19 protein-coding genes are annotated in these 16,658 nt (G+C 66.2%); 4 read left to right on the top strand and 15 right to left on the bottom strand.

Translation table 11 applies throughout. From position 1 onward, the window contains the following. Positions 1-14: 14 nt before the first annotated feature. The 11 genes from der to AOP75_RS09080 are packed head-to-tail and all read right to left on the bottom strand — an operon-like array spanning position 15 to position 9,231. On the bottom strand, positions 15-1,514 hold the full coding sequence (gene der / locus AOP75_RS09130) for a ribosome biogenesis GTPase Der (RefSeq protein WP_062078759.1): 1,500 nt from the start codon (positions 1,512-1,514) through the stop codon (positions 15-17). Further along, complete coding sequence (locus AOP75_RS09125) at positions 1,511-2,155, bottom strand: lysophospholipid acyltransferase family protein (RefSeq protein WP_269078816.1); 645 nt, start codon at positions 2,153-2,155, stop codon at positions 1,511-1,513. Before AOP75_RS09125 ends, der begins: the two co-directional genes overlap by 4 nt. 47 nt (positions 2,156-2,202) lie before the next feature. Continuing rightward, positions 2,203-2,877 carry a (d)CMP kinase gene (gene cmk, locus AOP75_RS09120; protein ID WP_062078756.1) on the bottom strand — a complete coding sequence of 225 codons (675 nt, stop codon included), beginning with the start codon at positions 2,875-2,877 and terminating at the stop codon, positions 2,203-2,205. Continuing rightward, the gene (locus tag AOP75_RS09115) at positions 2,874-3,929 is read right to left on the bottom strand and encodes a prephenate dehydrogenase (RefSeq protein ID WP_062078754.1); all 1,056 of its coding nucleotides are present in this window, start codon (positions 3,927-3,929) and stop codon (positions 2,874-2,876) included. The genes cmk and AOP75_RS09115 overlap by 4 nt, the downstream gene beginning before the upstream one ends. Then, positions 3,926-4,288, bottom strand: a complete 363-nt coding sequence (aroH, locus tag AOP75_RS09110) for a chorismate mutase (RefSeq protein ID WP_062078752.1) — start codon at positions 4,286-4,288, stop codon at positions 3,926-3,928. The genes AOP75_RS09115 and aroH overlap by 4 nt, the downstream gene beginning before the upstream one ends. A gap of 29 nt (positions 4,289-4,317) precedes the next feature. Further along, complete coding sequence (locus tag AOP75_RS09105; protein WP_062078750.1) at positions 4,318-5,064, bottom strand: pseudouridine synthase; 747 nt, start codon at positions 5,062-5,064, stop codon at positions 4,318-4,320. Then, a complete protein-coding gene (gene scpB, locus AOP75_RS09100) occupies positions 5,061-5,609 on the bottom strand; it encodes an SMC-Scp complex subunit ScpB (RefSeq protein WP_062078748.1) in 549 nt (182 codons plus the stop codon). Before scpB ends, AOP75_RS09105 begins: the two co-directional genes overlap by 4 nt. Then, positions 5,606-6,490 carry a segregation and condensation protein A gene (locus AOP75_RS09095; RefSeq protein ID WP_439645197.1) on the bottom strand — a complete coding sequence of 295 codons (885 nt, stop codon included), beginning with the start codon at positions 6,488-6,490 and terminating at the stop codon, positions 5,606-5,608. Before AOP75_RS09095 ends, scpB begins: the two co-directional genes overlap by 4 nt. Positions 6,491-6,496: 6 nt before the next feature. Next, positions 6,497-7,321, bottom strand: coding sequence for a ParA family protein (locus tag AOP75_RS09090; RefSeq protein WP_062078746.1), 825 nt, complete (start codon positions 7,319-7,321; stop codon positions 6,497-6,499). 21 nt (positions 7,322-7,342) lie between these two features. Next, a complete protein-coding gene (locus tag AOP75_RS09085; protein ID WP_152650039.1) occupies positions 7,343-8,287 on the bottom strand; it encodes a site-specific tyrosine recombinase XerD in 945 nt (314 codons plus the stop codon). Then, a complete protein-coding gene (locus tag AOP75_RS09080) occupies positions 8,266-9,231 on the bottom strand; it encodes a heme o synthase (protein ID WP_083966869.1) in 966 nt (321 codons plus the stop codon). The genes AOP75_RS09085 and AOP75_RS09080 overlap by 22 nt, the downstream gene beginning before the upstream one ends. Positions 9,232-9,408: 177 nt before the next feature. Here AOP75_RS09080 and tkt point away from each other — a divergent pair, with 177 nt between their 5' ends. From tkt to pgl, 4 genes are read left to right on the top strand one after another with little or no spacing between them, the layout of a single operon-like run. Continuing rightward, positions 9,409-11,481 carry a transketolase gene (gene tkt / locus AOP75_RS09075; RefSeq protein ID WP_236683134.1) on the top strand — a complete coding sequence of 691 codons (2,073 nt, stop codon included), beginning with the start codon at positions 9,409-9,411 and terminating at the stop codon, positions 11,479-11,481. Positions 11,482-11,520: 39 nt separating this feature from the next. Beyond that, positions 11,521-13,038, top strand: coding sequence for a glucose-6-phosphate dehydrogenase (gene zwf, locus AOP75_RS09070; RefSeq protein WP_062078742.1), 1,518 nt, complete (start codon positions 11,521-11,523; stop codon positions 13,036-13,038). Next, positions 13,035-13,943: a glucose-6-phosphate dehydrogenase assembly protein OpcA gene (locus AOP75_RS09065; protein ID WP_062078740.1), complete on the top strand. Its 909-nt coding sequence runs from the start codon at positions 13,035-13,037 to the stop codon at positions 13,941-13,943. Before zwf ends, AOP75_RS09065 begins: the two co-directional genes overlap by 4 nt. Further along, on the top strand, positions 13,943-14,653 hold the full coding sequence (pgl, locus tag AOP75_RS09060) for a 6-phosphogluconolactonase (protein WP_062078738.1): 711 nt from the start codon (positions 13,943-13,945) through the stop codon (positions 14,651-14,653). The genes AOP75_RS09065 and pgl overlap by 1 nt, the downstream gene beginning before the upstream one ends. Before the next feature lie 89 nt (positions 14,654-14,742). On the opposite strand, the gene AOP75_RS09055 is transcribed toward pgl, so the two are convergent. From AOP75_RS09055 to tpiA, 4 genes are all read right to left on the bottom strand, one after another. Next, entirely contained in the window at positions 14,743-14,973 is a 231-nt protein-coding gene (locus tag AOP75_RS09055) for a SelT/SelW/SelH family protein (RefSeq protein ID WP_062078736.1), read from the bottom strand. Between the two features lie 175 nt (positions 14,974-15,148). Further along, positions 15,149-15,520 carry an RNA polymerase-binding protein RbpA gene (locus AOP75_RS09050; protein ID WP_062078734.1) on the bottom strand — a complete coding sequence of 124 codons (372 nt, stop codon included), beginning with the start codon at positions 15,518-15,520 and terminating at the stop codon, positions 15,149-15,151. An 18-nt stretch (positions 15,521-15,538) separates the two neighbouring features. Beyond that, the gene (secG, locus tag AOP75_RS09045; RefSeq protein WP_062078733.1) at positions 15,539-15,784 is read right to left on the bottom strand and encodes a preprotein translocase subunit SecG; all 246 of its coding nucleotides are present in this window, start codon (positions 15,782-15,784) and stop codon (positions 15,539-15,541) included. 81 nt (positions 15,785-15,865) lie between these two features. Further along, a complete protein-coding gene (tpiA, locus tag AOP75_RS09040) occupies positions 15,866-16,657 on the bottom strand; it encodes a triose-phosphate isomerase (protein ID WP_062078731.1) in 792 nt (263 codons plus the stop codon). Between the last annotated feature and the right edge of the window lies 1 nt (position 16,658).

The raw sequence follows: 16,658 nt of genomic DNA, 5'->3' as shown, positions 1-16,658 counted from the left end.
CACCCCGCTGGCGACTACCGGCGCTTGCGCCGTTCGCGCACGCGGACCGAGATCTGAATGGGCGTGCCTTCAAACCCAAAGGTTTCGCGCAACCGCCGCTCAATGAAGCGGCGGTATGTGGGCTCGAGGAAGCCGGACGCAAAGATGACAAAGCGCGGGGGACGGTTGGAGGCCTGCGTGGCGAACAGAATCTTTGGCTGCTTGCCGGAACGCACTGGGTGAGGGTTCTCGGCCACGAGTTCACCGAGGAACGCGTTGAGACGCCCCGTCGCGATGCGCTGATCCCAACTGCCCAGCGCGCGATCGATGGCGGGCACCAAACGGTTGGTGTGCCAGCCCGTCCGCGCGGACAGGTTGATGCGAGGGGCCCAGGTGAGTTGAACGAGGTCCTTGTCGATAGAGCGCTCGAGCAGGAAGCGCTCGTCCTCGCCGACCAGGTCCCACTTGTTGAACACGAGCACGAGCGCGCGCCCTGCCTCGATGACCTGGCTAATCACGCGGGTGTCCTGATCAGTCAGCGGCGTCGAGGCGTCCAGCAGCACCAGCGATACTTCGGAACGTTCGATGGCCGCACCGGTACGCAGGGACGCGTAGAAGTCGGCCCCCTTCGACATGTGCACGCGCCGGCGGATGCCGGCGGTGTCCACGAGGGTCCAGCGGCGGTCGCCAATCTCCACGACCTCGTCAACGGGGTCGCGGGTCGTACCGGCCATTTCGTTGACGACGACCCGGTTCTCCCCCGCCAACTGATTCAGCAGCGAGCTCTTGCCCACGTTGGGCCGGCCTACCAGCGCAATGCGTCGGGGCGCGTTCGGGTCCACCACAACGTCTGGCATGTCGGTCGGCAACGCATCGAGGGCGGCATCAAGGAGCTCGCCCATGCCGCGACCGTGCAAAGCGGAGACTGGATACGGCTCGCCCAGCCCTAGGTTCCACAGGCTCGCTGCTTCCAGTTCAGCCTGCGGGCCGTCGGCCTTATTCGCTACCAACACCACGGGCTTCTTGGCTGCGCGCAGCAAGCGCACCACGTGCTCATCCGAGGCTGTCGCACCCACGGTGACATCGACCACGAACAAGATCGCATCCGCCATATCGATCGCGACCTCTGCCTGCTGCGCTACCGACAGGTCCAGGCCCTCGACCTTGGCTTCCCACCCACCGGTATCCATCAGCATAAAGTCGCGACCGGCCCATTCGGCACGGTAGGACACCCGGTCTCGCGTGACGCCAGGGGTGTCTTCCACGACGGCGAGGCGCTTGCCCAGCACGCGGTTCACGAGCGTTGACTTGCCCACGTTGGGACGGCCGATGATCGCTAGCGTGGGGAGCTCAGGCTCCACCTCTGGCTCATCACCCGCGAGCGTCGCGAGGTCCTCATCCGTGAGGTCGTAGTCCTCGAGGCCCGCGCGCAGCGCAGCTTCACGAATCTCGTCAAGCGACTCTTCCGGGTCGGATTCCACTGGTGTGGCGGGGGGTACCTCGTCTAGTCCAAGGTATTCCTGGTCGTCGCTCATCGCTCCTCCTCCTGGTGGCGGGCGCGGTCACCGTCGTCATTCGGTAGGCGCAGGTCTGTTGTCGCGAGGGTCAACTCTACGCGCTCGCGCAGGGCCTGAGCGAGTTGCGCCTGCGCGGCCTCCTGGCGGGCCCGTCCCTTGAGCGAATCGGGAAGGTCTAACTGCAGGGGCTGGCCGAACTCGACCACGAATCTCCTGCGGGGTCCGGGCCACACGCCAACCGGCTCGCCCGACAACCGCGTTCCCACGATGGCGGTGGGCACGACCGCCGCACCTGACTGCACCGCAAGCCACGCGGCGCCACCATGGACGGCATCGGCGCGGCCCGCACCACGCGTGCCTTCGGGAAACACTCCCACTACTGATCCACGCCTGAGCACGCCTAAGCCCTGCGCAAGGGCCTCCCGTCCTGCGCCAGACACTTGGATCTGTTGCGCGCCACGCAGCAGCGGACCTAGCACCCCGGTGTACATGTGGGCACCGATGAGAAAGTGAGAGCCACGCGGCACCACGCCATGCAGCACGGGACCGTCGACCAGACCGACGTGATTCGCAACGACGATCACTGGACCCGTGCGAGGAAATGTCTCTCGACCGCGGACATCCGTATTCCACAGTCCGCGGGCCAGCCCACGTCCCACCCAGCGGGACCAGCGAGGGCCCCACGGGCTAGGCAAGCGCGGCTGAGTCACGAGCGCTCGGCGGCGAGATCCAGAATGGCTTGAACGGCCTCATCAATGGTGAGGTGAGTCGTGTCCACGGTCACCACGCCATCGGCGGCCTCGTGGAAACTCACCACGGTCGAGTCCTGCTTGTCGCGACCCAGCACCGCCTCCCGTACGGTCGCAGCGTCGGCGCCCTCCCCGGCGCGACGCGCAACGCGCACGTCCTCGTCTGCCGTCAGAAGTACCCGCACTGTCGCGTCCGGCGCGATTGCCGTCGTGACGTCGCGCCCCTCGGCACACACGCCCTTTCCGCCGGAGAACCCGCCCTCGGTCTCCCCCGCAATCACGTCGCGCTGCATCTGCTGCAGGATCGGACGCGCCTCCAGGTTGGTGGCAACCTTTGATACCGACAGCGCGACTGTATCGGTGCGGATGAGCTGCGACACGTCCTCGCCGTCGAGCATGACGTGGGGATTGCGCGGATCCAGCACCAACTCGACATTCATCGTGGCGACCATCGCGGCCACGTCCGAGGTCGCCGTCAGGTCAACCCCTTCGCGCAGACACGTCAGCGTCGCCACCCGGTAGGTAGCGCCTGTGTCGAAGTACGCCAGGCCAAGGCGCCGAGCGACTTCTCGTGAGACGGTCGACTTTCCGGTCCCCGCGGGCCCGTCAATCGCAATAACGATGCCAGTCATGATGATGCAATCTCCCAATGATGGTCGGTCAGCGCCTGGAGAAGCGCGGGCGCGCTTTCAGGCAACACGTGCAAAGTGGTCAGTCCCACGGGCTGACGCGGCGAGTGCTCGATCGTAATGTCCTCGACGTTGGCGCCGGCTGCCGCCGCGTCCTGGAGCAGGGCCAAGAGCTGGCCAGGTTCGTCCGGCACAATCACAGTAACGGGCACCCAATCGCGGGTAGGCCCGCCATGCTTGCCGGGGATACGCTGCACCTCGAGCCGCCCACGGGCGATGAGGTCGGTCACGGCCTCGCCAATGTCGTCCGCCTCACGCACGTCCTCGAGGTCTCTGATGATGTGGTCGAGGGTGCGCACCAACGCGTGACTGTTCAGCCGCGCGATGTCCGCCCACATGCCAGGCTCGGACGCGGCGATCCGCGTGACGTCACGCAGGCCCTGCCCTGCGAGGGCAACATCGTCGCGCTCCAGGGTCCCGAGCGCCGCAGCCACCGCAGACGCGACGATCTGGGGAGCGTGGGACACGCGGGCGACCGCGGCGTCGTGGGCCTCGGCGTCCATGGTGACGATGTCGCCTTGCAGCGCACGGGCAACCTCGCACACCAGCTCGACGGCGGAGTCCGAGCCGGCGCCAGGGCACACCACCCACGGCCGCGCCTTGAAGAGATCACCCTGCGCGGCGATGGCGCCAGAGACTTCGCGCCCCGACATGGGGTGTGAACCTACGTAGCGTGCGGCGTGCTCGGGATCCACCGCCTGCGCGATCGGAACTTTGACGCTCGCAACGTCGGTGACGACAGCGTGGGGCCAGCGAGTGAGGGCCTCTTGGACAACGCGCGGCGACACGGCAGGTGGCGCTGCGACAATCACAATCTCAGGCGGCGTGGCGCCGTCGTCGTTGGAGGCCCCGATCGCATGCGCCAACCGCACCGTCTCGGGGTCCGGGTCCTCAAGCGACACTGCCCATCCGGCGGCGCACAGGCCCATACCAATGGACGACCCGATCAGACCGGCGCCAATAACGTGGACACGGCGCGGCTCGTGCACGATCACTGGGCGAGGTCGCGCCGCAGGGACACAGCGCGGTGCAGGTAGACGTGCTGGATGTCATCGCGCACCAGGTCGGTCTCCGCGTGCATGAGCACGCGGACGACCAGGGGCAGCGCACCGGGCACGGCCATCTCCTGCGCGCACATCAGTGGCACCGCGCCAAAGCCGAGCTCGCGCGCCGCCGCAGCGGGGAAATCGGAAACGATGTCAGGGGTGCAGGTAAAAATCACGGAGATGATGTCATCCGTGGACAGCGAATTTGCCTCCAAGATGTCGCGCACCAACTCCTGGGTGCGCGAATGCAAGTGCTCCCGCTCATCGCTGTCGAGTGTGGTCGCGCCTCGGATCGCTCGCATCGCCATGTGGCCCATCGTATCGGCGCCCCGCGCCCCTAGAGCCCAGCGGCCGACATCAGCTCGCCGAGCTCTTCGCGGTTCAACTCACGGACAGCTCCCGGGGCGAGCGTGCCGAGTGTGATGGGCCCAAACTGCGTGCGAACGAGCTCCTCCACCGGGTGGCCGACCTTGTCGAACATGCGCCGCACAATGCGATTGCGACCCTCGTGCAGCACGACCTCGACCAACGAGTGGTCCTTGCCGACGTCGAGGATGGTGCACGATGCCACACGAACCGGGCCGTCGTCGAGGTCAACGCCGGCTCGCAACGTGGTGCCAATGGTCTTCGCGACGCGTCCCGTGACCTTCGCAACATACGTCTTGGAGACCCCGTGAGTGGGGTGAGCCAACCGGTTCGCGAGTTCGCCGTCGTTGGTGAGCAGCAACACGCCGGTCGTGTCCGCGTCGAGCCGGCCCACGTGGAACAGGCGTGCGTCGTAGCCCTCGACGTACTGACGCAGGTCCGGCCGTCCCTGCTCGTCCTGCATGGACGACACCACGCCCTTGGGCTTGTTCAGTACGACCGTGATCGCACCGTCGTCTACGCAGATGCGCTTCCCGCGCACCTCGATCACCACGGCGTGGGGGTCGACCCGCACGCCCAATTGGTCAACGACCTGCCCATTGACCTTGACCGCGCCGCGCTCGATGAGTACCTCGCACTTGCGGCGAGATCCCACGCCAGCAGAGGCGAGCACCTTTTGCAGGCGCACGCCTTCTGGCCGGTGTACTTCAAGATTCATCGTTCGCCCTCGCCATCGACATCGGCCAAATCCGGAAGATAGGGAGCGAGCGGGGGAAGCTCATCGAGCGAACCGAGCCCCATACGCTCCAAAAACTCTGTGGTGGTCCCGTACTGGACCGCTCCCCCCACGTCACCGACCTCGGTCACGAGGCCTCTGGCGCTGAGGGTCTTCATCACGGAGTCGACATTGACTCCGCGCACCTGAGACACCTGACCGCGTGTGACAGGCTGCCGATACGCGACGACGGCCAGCGTCTCCAGTGCGGCCTGCGACAGCCGCGCTGACTGGCCTTCGACAATGAACGCTCCCACGGCATCTGCGTAAAGCCGGGACGAGTAGAACCGCCACCGACCGTCGACCTCACGCAGTTCAAAACCTCGCGGGCGGTCGGGGTGCGCGTACTCGTCCCGGAGCCGCTCGAGGTGGGTGAGGATCTCCGGCTCCGGCACGTCGAGAGCCGCCGCGATGTCTGCGACGGCGACGGGTTCGTCCACCACCATCAGGATGGCTTCGATCGCCCCTTGGGTGTGAATCTCACTCACGGTGTCACTGTCTCCTCGTTGCCGCCGCCATCTGCGCCGTCACTGTCGTCGAACTCGTCGGAGACGTCCACGCCGTCCTCGCCACCGGTCCAGCGGATCGTGAGCTCGCCCAGAGAGCGTACTTGATCGAAGGCGACCACTGCTTGCCTGAACAGTTCGAGCAGAGCGAGGAACCGCGCGACCACGACGTTGACGTGATCGGCGTCCGCCACCAGCGACCTGAATGTCACGGTGTGATCGCGTTGGAGGCGACTCGTGACGAGGGCGGCCTGCTCACGCACGCTCACGGCCGGTGCGTGCAGGTGGTCGACGTTGACACCACTGGCCTCGGGCTTGGGCTGCAGCGCATGGGCCGCCAGCCGTGGGAGTTGGTCGGGCGTCACGCGCCACACGAGTTCAGGAAGCAGCATGGCGAATTGAGGCTCAAGGGTGACGTCGCGTGGCACGCGACGGGGTGCCGCGAGCAGCTCACCGAACTGCCCTGCAACCTGCTTGAACGCGCGGTACTGCAGTAGGCGCGCGAACAGGAGGTCCCGAGCCTCCAGCAATTCAAGGTCTTCGACGTCGTCCACTTCGCCCTGAGGCAGCAACCGTGCGGTCTTGAGGTCCAGGAGCGTGGCGGCGACGACGAGAAACTCCGAGGCCTGCGAGAGGTCCCAGTCAGCCTCGTGCGCCGCGATCGTGGCGAGAAACTCGTCGGTCACCCGCGCGAGAGCGACCTCTGTGATCTCCATCTCGTGTTTCGAGATCAAGGTCAAGAGCAGATCAAACGGTCCCGTGAAGTTATCGAGATGGACCTCAAAGCCCACGGGGGCATCGGCGACCGTCGCAGTGCCGGCACCCGCGATTGACTCTGCCGCCGTGCCCGCAGCGTCGGCCACGATCGTTTAGGCGACGGCCCCGCGGGAGATGAGCTCCCGCGCGAGCTCGCGGTAGGCCTCCGCACCGGCGTGGGTCGGCGCAAAGGTGGTGATCGGCTCAGCAGCGACCGAGGCGTCGGGAAACTTCACCGTGCGGTGAATCATGGTCTGAGTCACACGGTCGCCAAAGGCGTCGCGCACGCGCTCCACGACCTCCTGCGAGTGCAGGGTGCGCCCGTCGTACATCGTGGGAATGATCGCGTCAACGGTGAGGCGCGGGTTGAGACGGTCCTGCACTTTGGTGATGGTCTCGACGAGCAACGCCACGCCGCGCATCGCGAAGTATTCGCACGCCAGCGGGATCACGACGCCGTGCGCCGCAACCAAGGCGTTCACGGTCAGCAGGCCCAGCGAGGGCTGGCAGTCGATCAAGATGACGTCGTACTCGTCCTCGAGCCCGCGCAGTGCACGGTCCAACGAGCTCTCTCGCGCCACCTCACCGACCAACTGGACCTCGGCGGCGGACAGGTCAATGTTCGCTGGCAGGAGGTCGAGGTTGTCGACGTTGGTCTGACGGATCGCGTCCCGCGGCTCGACCGATGACCGCATCAGCAAGTCGTAAATCGTGAGTTCTGCTTCGTTGGCGTTGACGCCCAGGCCGGCGGATGCGGCACCCTGGGGGTCGAAGTCGACCACCAAGACCTTGCGCCCGTACTCCGCAAGCGAGGCAGCCAGGTTCACCGACGTGGTGGTCTTGCCTACGCCGCCCTTCTGATTGCACAGCGCTACTACGCGAGCAGGGCCGTGGCTGGTCAGGGGCTCGGGCACGGGAAAGTCGGTCACAGGTGCCACCTTACCTGCGTCGTGTGAGCGTCAACCCAGGGCACGCGGATGGAAGGTCGTGTAGACCTCGCGCAGGGTGTCTTGGGTGACAGACGTATAGATCTGCGTGGTCGTCACCGAGGCGTGGCCGAGGAGTTCCTGCACCACACGCACATCTGCACCGCCGGACAACAAGTGGGTCGCGAACGAGTGGCGCAGCGTGTGGGGCGACACATCGGGGACGCCGGCACGCTCGGCTGCTACGCGGAGGATCGACCACGCGCTTTGGCGAGACAGGCGACCACCCCTGTGGTTGAGAAACAATGCGGCGGTGCCCTGCCCCGACTGCGCCAGCGCTGCACGGGCACGGACCAGGTAGGCGTCCAGGGCGTCGACCGCGAAGGAACCTAGCGGCACCACGCGCTCCTTCGACCCCTTTCCCCGCAACAACACGGACGCGGCCGTACGGTCGAGGGTCACGTCGTCGACATCGAGGCCGATCGCCTCGGAGATTCGTGCCCCAGTGCCGTAGACCACCTCAAGGAGCGCTCGGTCGCGCAGTGGCACGCCGCCGTCACCGGCCGATGCTGAGGCCAGGATGGACTCGACCTGATCAGTGGACAGCGCCTTGGGAAGGCGCTGGGGTATGGTGCGCGGCTTCACCTCGCGGGATACGTCCGTGAGCGTCCAGCCCTCAGCGAGGGCAAACCGGTGCCAGCCACGTACGGCCACGACCGTCCGGCTGGCCGATGCCGGGGCGAGCGGGCGATCGGTGTCGCTGCCAGCACCGAGCACCTGAGCGAACTCTTCGACGTCACGTCGGTTGACTGCTGCGAGGCCATCGATGTCTCGCGATGCAAGAAACCGCTCGTAGCGGGCCAGGTCTCGGCGGTACGCGGCAAGCGTGTTGCTGCTGAGGCCCCGCTCCACGGAAATGTGCGCCAGGTACCCCTCTCGCTGGTCAGCGAGGCGGCTCAGAACAACCCCACGGTCCAGGCGTTGGGAAGGAACGGGTCGACGAGCACGGCCGCGAACACGATCGACAGGTATGTGATCGAGTCGTGGAAGAGACGCATCTCACGCAGCTTCTTCTCGTCGCGCTGGGCGCGCAAGTAGAGCCGAACACAACCGGCCGTGAACCACACGCCAGCGCCGCCTGCCACAGCGACGTAGACCCACGTCATATCGGTCACGGCTACGAGCGCGAGGCTGCACAGCACCATCGCAACCGAGTAGGCGATCATCTCGATCGCCACGCGCCGCGTGGTCGCCACGACTGGAAGCATGGGCACGTCTGCATTGGCGTAGTCGCGCTTGAACTTCATCGACAACGGCCAGTAGTGCGGCGGCGTCCAGAAGAAAATGATCCCGAACAACAGGAACGGCGCCCAGGACAGGCTCTGCGTGACCGCAGCCCAGCCGATGAGGACCGGCATACACCCGGCGATGCCGCCCCACACGATGTTCTGCGACGTCCGGCGCTTGAGCCACATGGTGTAGACCACGACGTACCCGAAGATCGCGACAAGGTTTAGGACCGTGGCGAGGGGTGAACCGACGACGAACCAGAACCACAGGGTCGAGATCACGCCGAGTGTCCATGCGAACACGACTGCGTTGCGCTCGCTCACGGCACCCGTCACCAAAGGCCGGCCCTTGGTCCGGTTCATCACCGCGTCGATGTCGCGGTCGAGGTAAGAGTTGAAGGCGTTCGCAGACCCAGCGGACACGGCCCCGCCCACCAGCGTCGACAGCAGCAGCGTCCACGAGGGCCAGCCGTCCGCTGCCAGCACCATGGTGGGGATGGTGGTGACGAGAAGGAGCTCGATGATGCGCGGCTTGGTAAGCGCCACGTAAACGCCGACGCGCGAGCGCACGCTCGACCATCCGGTCGTGGGTGGGGCGGCTGCGTCAGGACGCACGGGACTGGCCGTCGACATGCGCTCTATCGTACCCGTGACGCGACGCCTCCCCTACCGGGAGTGCGACACCCTCCTGTTTCCGCAATCTCACACGTTCACATTGCTCTCCGTGAATACGCACGCAGGCGTGTCGCCCCCAAAGCCAGTGCCGGTAGGCTGACCTGGACATCACCGCTACATTCTGGGGAGAAATCTGTGACCGTCAACTGGACCGACGCTGACCACCGTGCTGTCGACACCCTCCGCGTGCTCGCCGCCGACGCCGTAGAGAAGGTGGGCAACGGCCACCCAGGTACGGCCATCTCGCTCGCGCCCGCCGCATACCTGCTGTTCCAGAACGTGATGCGGCATGACCCGTCGGACTCGTCCTGGCTTGGACGCGACCGCTTTGTCCTTTCCGCTGGCCACTCGTCGCTGACTCTGTACCTCCAGTTGTTCGCCGCTGGCTACGACCTTGACCTCGACGACATTAAGTCGCTTCGCACCTTCAACTCCCGCACCCCCGGCCACCCCGAGTACGGGCACACGGACGGTGTCGAGACCACCACCGGCCCGCTCGGCCAGGGTGTGGCGACCGCGGTGGGCATGGCGATGGCTGCCCGCCGTGAGCGCGGCCTGTTCGACCCCGAGGCCGCACCGGGCACGAGCCCGTTTGACCACCACGTCTACGTCATTGCCTCCGATGGCGACCTGCAGGAAGGCGTCTCCTCCGAGGCCTCCTCGCTGGCCGGCACTCAGGAGCTGGGCAATCTGATCGTCATTTGGGATGACAACAACATCTCCATTGAGGACGACACCGACGTCGCCTTCACCGAGGACGTCATTGCGCGCTACGCCGCATACGGGTGGGACACGCACCACGTCGCTTGGAAGCGCGATGGCCACGAGTACGTCGAGGACGTCGAGGCGCTGGCCGCGGCAATCGACGCCGCCAAGGCTGAGACCTCCAAGCCCTCCTTCATTGCCCTGTCGACGATCATCGGCTGGCCCTCGCCTACCAAGCAAGACACCGGCGGGATCCACGGGTCCAAGCTGGGAACGGACGAGGTCAAGGGGCTAAAGGAGGCTCTTGGCTTTGACCCCGAGCAGACCTTCGAGGTGGACCCAGCCGTACGCGAGCACGCCCTCCAGGCCCGCACGCGCGGCCAGCAGGCACACTCCGACTGGAACGCCGAGTTGGCGCGGTGGGAGGCAGAGAACCCTGAGCGCGCTGCTTTGCTCGCGCGTCTGCGTGAGCGCCAGTTGCCCGAGGGCTGGGAGTCCTCGCTGCCGATCTTCGAGTCCGGAAAGTCGCTGGCCACGCGTGCCGCTTCCGGTGAGGTGCTCAGTGCGCTCGCAGCGACGCTGCCCGAACTGTGGGGCGGGTCCGCTGACCTTGCTGGCTCGAACAACACCACCATGAGCGGCGAGCCTTCCTTCCTCCCCGAACGTCGCTCCACGGAAAAGTTCGCGGGCAACATCTACGGCCGCACCCTGCACTTCGGTATCCGTGAACACGCCATGGGCGCCATCCTCAACGGCATCACGCTGCACGGTCAGACCCGTCCATACGGTGGCACCTTCCTGCAGTTCTCCGACTACATGCGCCCTGCCGTGCGCCTGGCCGCGTTGATGGGTATCCCCAGCACCTTTGTCTGGACGCACGACTCCATTGGGCTGGGCGAGGACGGTCCCACTCACCAGCCGATCGAGCACCTCGCGGCACTGCGCGCTATCCCCGGCCTCGATGTGGTCCGCCCCGCCGACGCAAACGAGACCGCATGGGCATGGCGCGGAATTCTTGAGCGCACTGACCGCCCCGCTGGCATCGTTCTGACCCGCCAGGGTGTCCCCACGTTCGACCGCAACGAGGTCGCCTCCGCTGAGGGCGTGCTGCGCGGCGCATACGTCCTCGCTGACACCGACGGCACGCCTGACGTGGTGCTCGTGGGCACGGGCTCCGAGGTCCAGCACGCGCTGGGCGCGCGGGAGCTGCTCGCTGCCGAAGGAATCCAGGCGCGCGTGGTCTCGATGCCGTGCCGCGAGTGGTTCGATCAGCAGGACGCTGAGTACCGCGACGCCGTCATTCCCGCCGCGGTCAAGGCTCGCGTGGTCGTCGAGGCTGGCGTTGCCCAGCCGTGGCACGACATCGCAGGCGATGCGGGACGCATTGTGTCGATCGAACACTACGGTGCGTCGGCAGATGCCGACCTGCTGTTCGCCGAGTACGGCTTCACCGCGGAGAATGTCGCGGCGAAGGCCCGCGAGTCCGTCGAGGCCGCCCGGTGATCCCGGGCGCTTCACGCCCGGACCTGGGGGGTCGCTGAAATGGCCAATCCGCTGCGCGATCCGCGCGACCGACGGCTCCCACGCATCGCGGGCTCCTGCGGACTCGTGATGTTCGGTGTCACCGGAGACCTTGCGCGCAAGAAGTTGATGCCGGCCGTGTACGACCTCGCCAACCGCGGCCTCCTCCCCCCTGCCTTTGCACTCACCGGGTTCGCCCGCCGCGAGTGGGACCGGCAGGACTTCGAGGAAGTCGTCTACGAGTCCGTCAAGAAGCACGCTCGCACGCCTTTCCGCGATGAGACCTGGCGACAGCTGTCCGAGGGGATTCGGTTTGTCCAGGGCACCTTCGACGACCCCGACGCGTTCCAGCGCCTCAAGGCCACCGTCGAAGAGCTGGATGCGAAGCGTGGGACCGGCGGCAATCACGCGTTCTACCTCTCCATTCCGCCGTCGGCCTTCCCCCAGGTCCTGACCCAGCTACGCGAGTCGGGTTTGTCGGACTCACAGGGTGACGCATGGCGTCGCGTGGTGATCGAGAAGCCCTTCGGCCACGACCTCACGACCGCGAACGAGCTCGACGCTGTGGTGTCCGAGGTCTTCCCCCCGGACTCGGTCTTCCGCATCGACCACTACCTGGGCAAGGAGACGGTGCAGAACCTGTTGGCGTTGCGCTTCGCGAACCAGTTGTTCGAGCCCATCTGGAACTCGCAGTACGTCGACCACGTGCAGATCACCATGGCGGAAGACATCGGCATCGGTTCCCGTGCCGGTTATTACGACGGCATTGGGCAGGCGCGCGATGTGATCCAGAATCACTTGCTCCAGTTGTTCGCTCTCACCGCCATGGAAGAGCCGGCGACGTTCGACGCCAACGACCTTCGTGAGGAGAAGGAAAAGGTGCTGCGCGCGGCCAAGGTGCCGGCAGACCTGAGTGCGAACACGGCTCGCGGGCAGTACGCAGCGGGCTGGCGCGGCGGCGAGCAGGTCGGGGGCTACTTTGACGAGGACGGCATCCCCGAGGATTCCACGACGGAAACGTACGCTGCGATCCGCCTCGACGTGCCCAACCGCCGATGGGCTGGCGCACCGTTCTACCTGCGCGCAGGCAAGCGGCTGGGCCGCCGCGTGACGGAGATCGCCCTGGTATTCAAGAAGGCTCCGTCGCCGTACTTCCAAGAGGTCGAAGGCGCTGAGGCAGGCAACAACGCGCTTGTCATTCGCGTTCAGCCCGACGAGGGCGTCACGCTGCGTTTCGGGTCCAAGGTGCCCGGATCGCAAATGGAGGTGCGCGACGTCACCATGGACTTTGGGTACGGCAACGCCTTCACCGAGTCCTCGCCGGAGGCCTACGAGAGGCTCATCCTCGACGTCCTCCTGGGCGATCCGCCCCTGTTCCCCCGTCACGAAGAGGTCGCGCTGTCGTGGAAGCTACTCGACCCCGTGACAGAGCACTGGGCGCGTGAAGGCAAGCCCGAGCCCTACCGCTCTGGAACGTGGGGCCCGGCGTCAGCCGACGCGATGATGGCTAAGGACGGACGCAGCTGGAGGCGCCCATGATCATTGACCTTCCCCATACGACCGTCTCGGAAATTAGCAAGCGGATGGTCAAGGCCCGCAAGGACTTTGGCGTCATCACCCTTGGCCGAGTGATGACTCTCGTCATCGATGCCACGGGCACTGACGTCGAGGAGGTCATCGACATCGCGAACGTGGCGTCGCGCGAGCACCCGTGTCGCATCATCGTGATCTCCGCACACGAGGGCGATGACGATGCCCTTCATGCGGAGATCCGCATCGGTGGCGACGCGGGCGCGTCGGAAGTCGTGGTGCTGCGCCCATCGCTCCCCCAGGTAGAGCACGGCGACACCCTCGTCATGCCTTTGCTGTTGCCGGATGTCCCGATCGTGGCCTGGTGGCCAGGACAGGTTCCGCAGGATGCGGCAGGCACTGGAATCGGTCGCATGGCATCGCGCCGCATTACCGACACCAAAGACGCTGCCGACCCCGCCGGCACCCTCCGTTCCCTCGCGGCGTCGTACCAACCCGGCGACACCGACCTGGCGTGGACGCGCGTCACGCGCTGGCGCGCCCTGCTGGCCTCGGCACTCGAACAGGTCGAGGACCAGCAGGTGACGAAGGCGCGGCTCCACGGCGACTCCGGCAGTCCCTCCATCTTGCTTCTGGGTGCGTGGTTGACACGTGCGCTGGGGTGCGAGTTCGAGGCGTCATACGCCGAGAACGTGCGAGGTCTGCAGTCCATCGTGTTGGAGACCGCCAACGGCGAGATCAGCATCGCGCGCTCGGACGAGACCAACGCGGTCCTCGGCCAGCCTGGTCAGCCGGATCACACGATCGCCCTCCCCCCGCGGTCGCTGGGCGACTGCCTCGCCGAGGAGTTGCGGCGTCTGGACGACGACGCTGTCTACGGTGAGACCCTCAAGCAGTTCGCGGGAGGCCGCTAATGCGCCAGGTGAGGGTCTATGCAGACGCTGACGCCGTCGCTGAGTCGACTGCGGCGCGGCTCCTGCTCAGCATCTCCGACGCCCTTGCCGTGCGAGGCCGCGCGGACATCGTGCTCACCGGAGGCACGGTCGGCATCGCGACTCTCGCGGCTGCCGCTGCGTCTCCCCTGGTGCGCACCGTTGATTGGACCTCGGTCCACGTGTGGTGGGGCGACGAGCGCTTTGTCGCCGCGGGTCACGCCGATCGCAACGAGGGCCAAGCGCAAGAGGCGCTCCTCCACAGCGTCCCGTTGCCTGAAGACAACATCCACCGCATGGGGTCAACTGACAAGTACGCCACGGCCGAGGACGCCGCGCAGGCGTACGCGGCCGATATCGCCGCTGCCGGCACGCCTCAGTGGGACGTGCTGCTTCTGGGCCTCGGTCCCGATGCCCACGTTGCGTCCTTGTTCCCGGGCCACCCGGTCTTTACGTCCAGTGACGCGGAGACCCATGCCGTGCACGACTCCCCCAAGCCGCCCTCTGATCGCGTCAGCCTAGGCCTTCCCAGCATCAATCGCGCGCGCGAGGTTTGGGTCGTGGCCGCTGGCGAGGGTAAAGCCGAGGCCGTTGCCGACAGCCTGCGCCGCACAGGCGTCCCTGGCGGAGCGGTGGACGGTTCCGAGCGCACGTTGTGGCTCCTCGACGCGGCCGCCGCCACCCACATCTGACGGGTTTCACGAACGAGGGCCGGGACCTCCCCTGTGGGGGTCCCGGCCCTCGTTCGTTCACACGCGGCGCCACCGGCGCCGCTCATTGACTATGCAGTGAGGCGCGCCTTCACGCTTTCCACGATCTGCGTGATGTCGAAGTCGGCGGGCTTGGAGTAGATCTCTTCGCCATCTGCGGTGAAGCGAAACACGCCCTTGTCCCCTGTCACCAACGCGACGGATTCCACTTGCCCGCCAAAGGTCGACAGCAACGTCCGTTGGGCGTCGATGGCGCGGTCAAGGTAGCCGCATGGCACGCAGTATTCGATCTCGATCTTCACGGGTCCTCCTGAGGTGGTGAACGGTACGTCCCCATCCTCTCAGACGGCTCTGCCCTCACCCAGCGGACACCCGGGCTACCCGGGTCATTGCGACATCGGCCTGCATTACCAGGGTCCGGAGACACGAAGGCCCGGCCGGCGCATGGTGCGCCGCCCGGGCCTTCGTCACGAGTGTTTAGTCCCCTGCGGGAACGCTGCCACGTCGCTCACGCAAGGTACTGAGCGCTTCCTTGAGCAGCTCCTCGCCTTCCTCCTCGGAGCGGCGCTCCTTCACGTAGGCGAGGTGCGTCTTGTAGGGCTCGTTGCGCAGTGGCTCAGGCGGGTTCTCGGCGTCGAGGCCCGCTGGCAAACCGCACTTGGGACAGTCCCATTCGACGGGGATCTCAGGCGCGTCGTTCTCGTCGCCCAACGCGAACTGCGTCGGAGTCACGTGACCCCGGGCGCAGTAGTACTGCACCAATTGACGCGGCGCAGATTCGCCACGCTCAGCCTCACCCAGCGGACCCGCACCTACGCGTGATCCTCGAATGGCATTACCGCCTGCCATGATCCCCTCCGACAGCTACTAAATCTGGAAACGTGAAATGAGTCCCAGCAACACGATGGTCATCAGCCACACGGTGCCAACGATCCACGTGATGCGCGTGAGGTTGCGCTCACCGACGGCGGACGACTGAACGCCGGAAGCGAAGCCACCGCCGAACATGTCGGTGATACCGCCACCGCGGCCGCGGTGGATCAGCACCAGGCCGATGATCACAAAACTGGTGAGCACGAGTAGCACCCACAGAGCAGTCTCTAGAATCTCCACAGTTCTCCTCAAACGCTCAGGGACGGACACCAGGATACGCGACTTCCGCGCACCTGATGCCCGCCCCTGGAGACGTGTCGGTTAGGCGCCCACCTGGTGGGAGCGGAAACGAGCGATCTTGGAGAACTCCTCCGGGTCGAGGCTTGCGCCGCCGACCAGGCCGCCATCGACGTCCGCCTCGGCCATGAGCTGCGCGATCGAGCTCGACTTGACCGATCCGCCGTACAGCACGCGCACACCGTCGGCAAGCTCAGCGTCGTACAGCTCTGCCAGGCGACCACGGATGGCTGCGCACACTTCCTGAGCGTCAGCGGGCGTCGCGACTTCGCCGGTACCGATGGCCCACACGGGCTCGTACGCGATCACCACGTCCTTGGCCCTGTCCGCAGGCAGGTCCTTCAACGCGCCGTCAACCTGAGCGAGCGTGTACTCGACGTGCGTGCCTTCCTTGCGGATGTCGAGGCCCTCGCCCACACACACGATGGGAATGATGCCGTTGTCGAAGGCCGCCTTGGTCTTGGCAGCGACAACCTCGTCGGTCTCACCGTGGTACTGGCGACGCTCGGAGTGACCCACCGCAACGAAGTCGCAGCCCAGCTTCGCGAGCATGGCACCCGACACCTCGCCGGTGTACGCGCCTGAGGCGTGTTCGGAGATGTCCTGCGCGCCGTACTGCAATGCGAGCTGGTCGGCATCGATCAGGGTCTGGACCGAGCGAATGTCAGTGAAGGGCACCAAGACGGCTACCTCGACATCGTCGAAGTCGTGCTTGGCGTCCTGCAGCAGCCACGCGAGCTTCTGTGCGGTGTGGGTGGCCTCGAGGTGGTCGAGGTTCATCTTCCAGTTGCCCGCGATCAGGGGGGTACGTGCCATG

Origin of the sequence: Demequina globuliformis (assembly GCF_000975155.1) — a bacterium.
GTDB lineage: Bacteria > Actinomycetota > Actinomycetes > Actinomycetales > Demequinaceae > Demequina > Demequina globuliformis.
The sequence above is the reverse complement of the archived record's forward strand: the minus strand, read 5'-3'. Positions and strand labels throughout refer to the sequence as shown.

Excerpts from the sequence above, each read along its gene's own strand:
- der (WP_062078759.1), bottom strand. The coding sequence starts at position 1,514 with ATGAGCGACGACCAGGAATACCTTGGACTAGACGAGGTACCCCCCGCC.
- cmk (WP_062078756.1), bottom strand. The coding sequence starts at position 2,877 with ATGACTGGCATCGTTATTGCGATTGACGGGCCCGCGGGGACCGGAAAG.
- aroH (WP_062078752.1), bottom strand. The coding sequence starts at position 4,288 with ATGGCGATGCGAGCGATCCGAGGCGCGACCACACTCGACAGCGATGAG.
- AOP75_RS09105 (WP_062078750.1), bottom strand. The coding sequence starts at position 5,064 with ATGAATCTTGAAGTACACCGGCCAGAAGGCGTGCGCCTGCAAAAGGTG.
- AOP75_RS09080 (WP_083966869.1), bottom strand. The coding sequence starts at position 9,231 with ATGTCGACGGCCAGTCCCGTGCGTCCTGACGCAGCCGCCCCACCCACG.
- zwf (WP_062078742.1), top strand. The coding sequence starts at position 11,521 with ATGGCCAATCCGCTGCGCGATCCGCGCGACCGACGGCTCCCACGCATC.
- AOP75_RS09065 (WP_062078740.1), top strand. The coding sequence starts at position 13,035 with ATGATCATTGACCTTCCCCATACGACCGTCTCGGAAATTAGCAAGCGG.
- pgl (WP_062078738.1), top strand. The coding sequence starts at position 13,943 with ATGCGCCAGGTGAGGGTCTATGCAGACGCTGACGCCGTCGCTGAGTCG.
- AOP75_RS09050 (WP_062078734.1), bottom strand. The coding sequence starts at position 15,520 with ATGGCAGGCGGTAATGCCATTCGAGGATCACGCGTAGGTGCGGGTCCG.
- tpiA (WP_062078731.1), bottom strand. The coding sequence starts at position 16,657 with ATGGCACGTACCCCCCTGATCGCGGGCAACTGGAAGATGAACCTCGAC.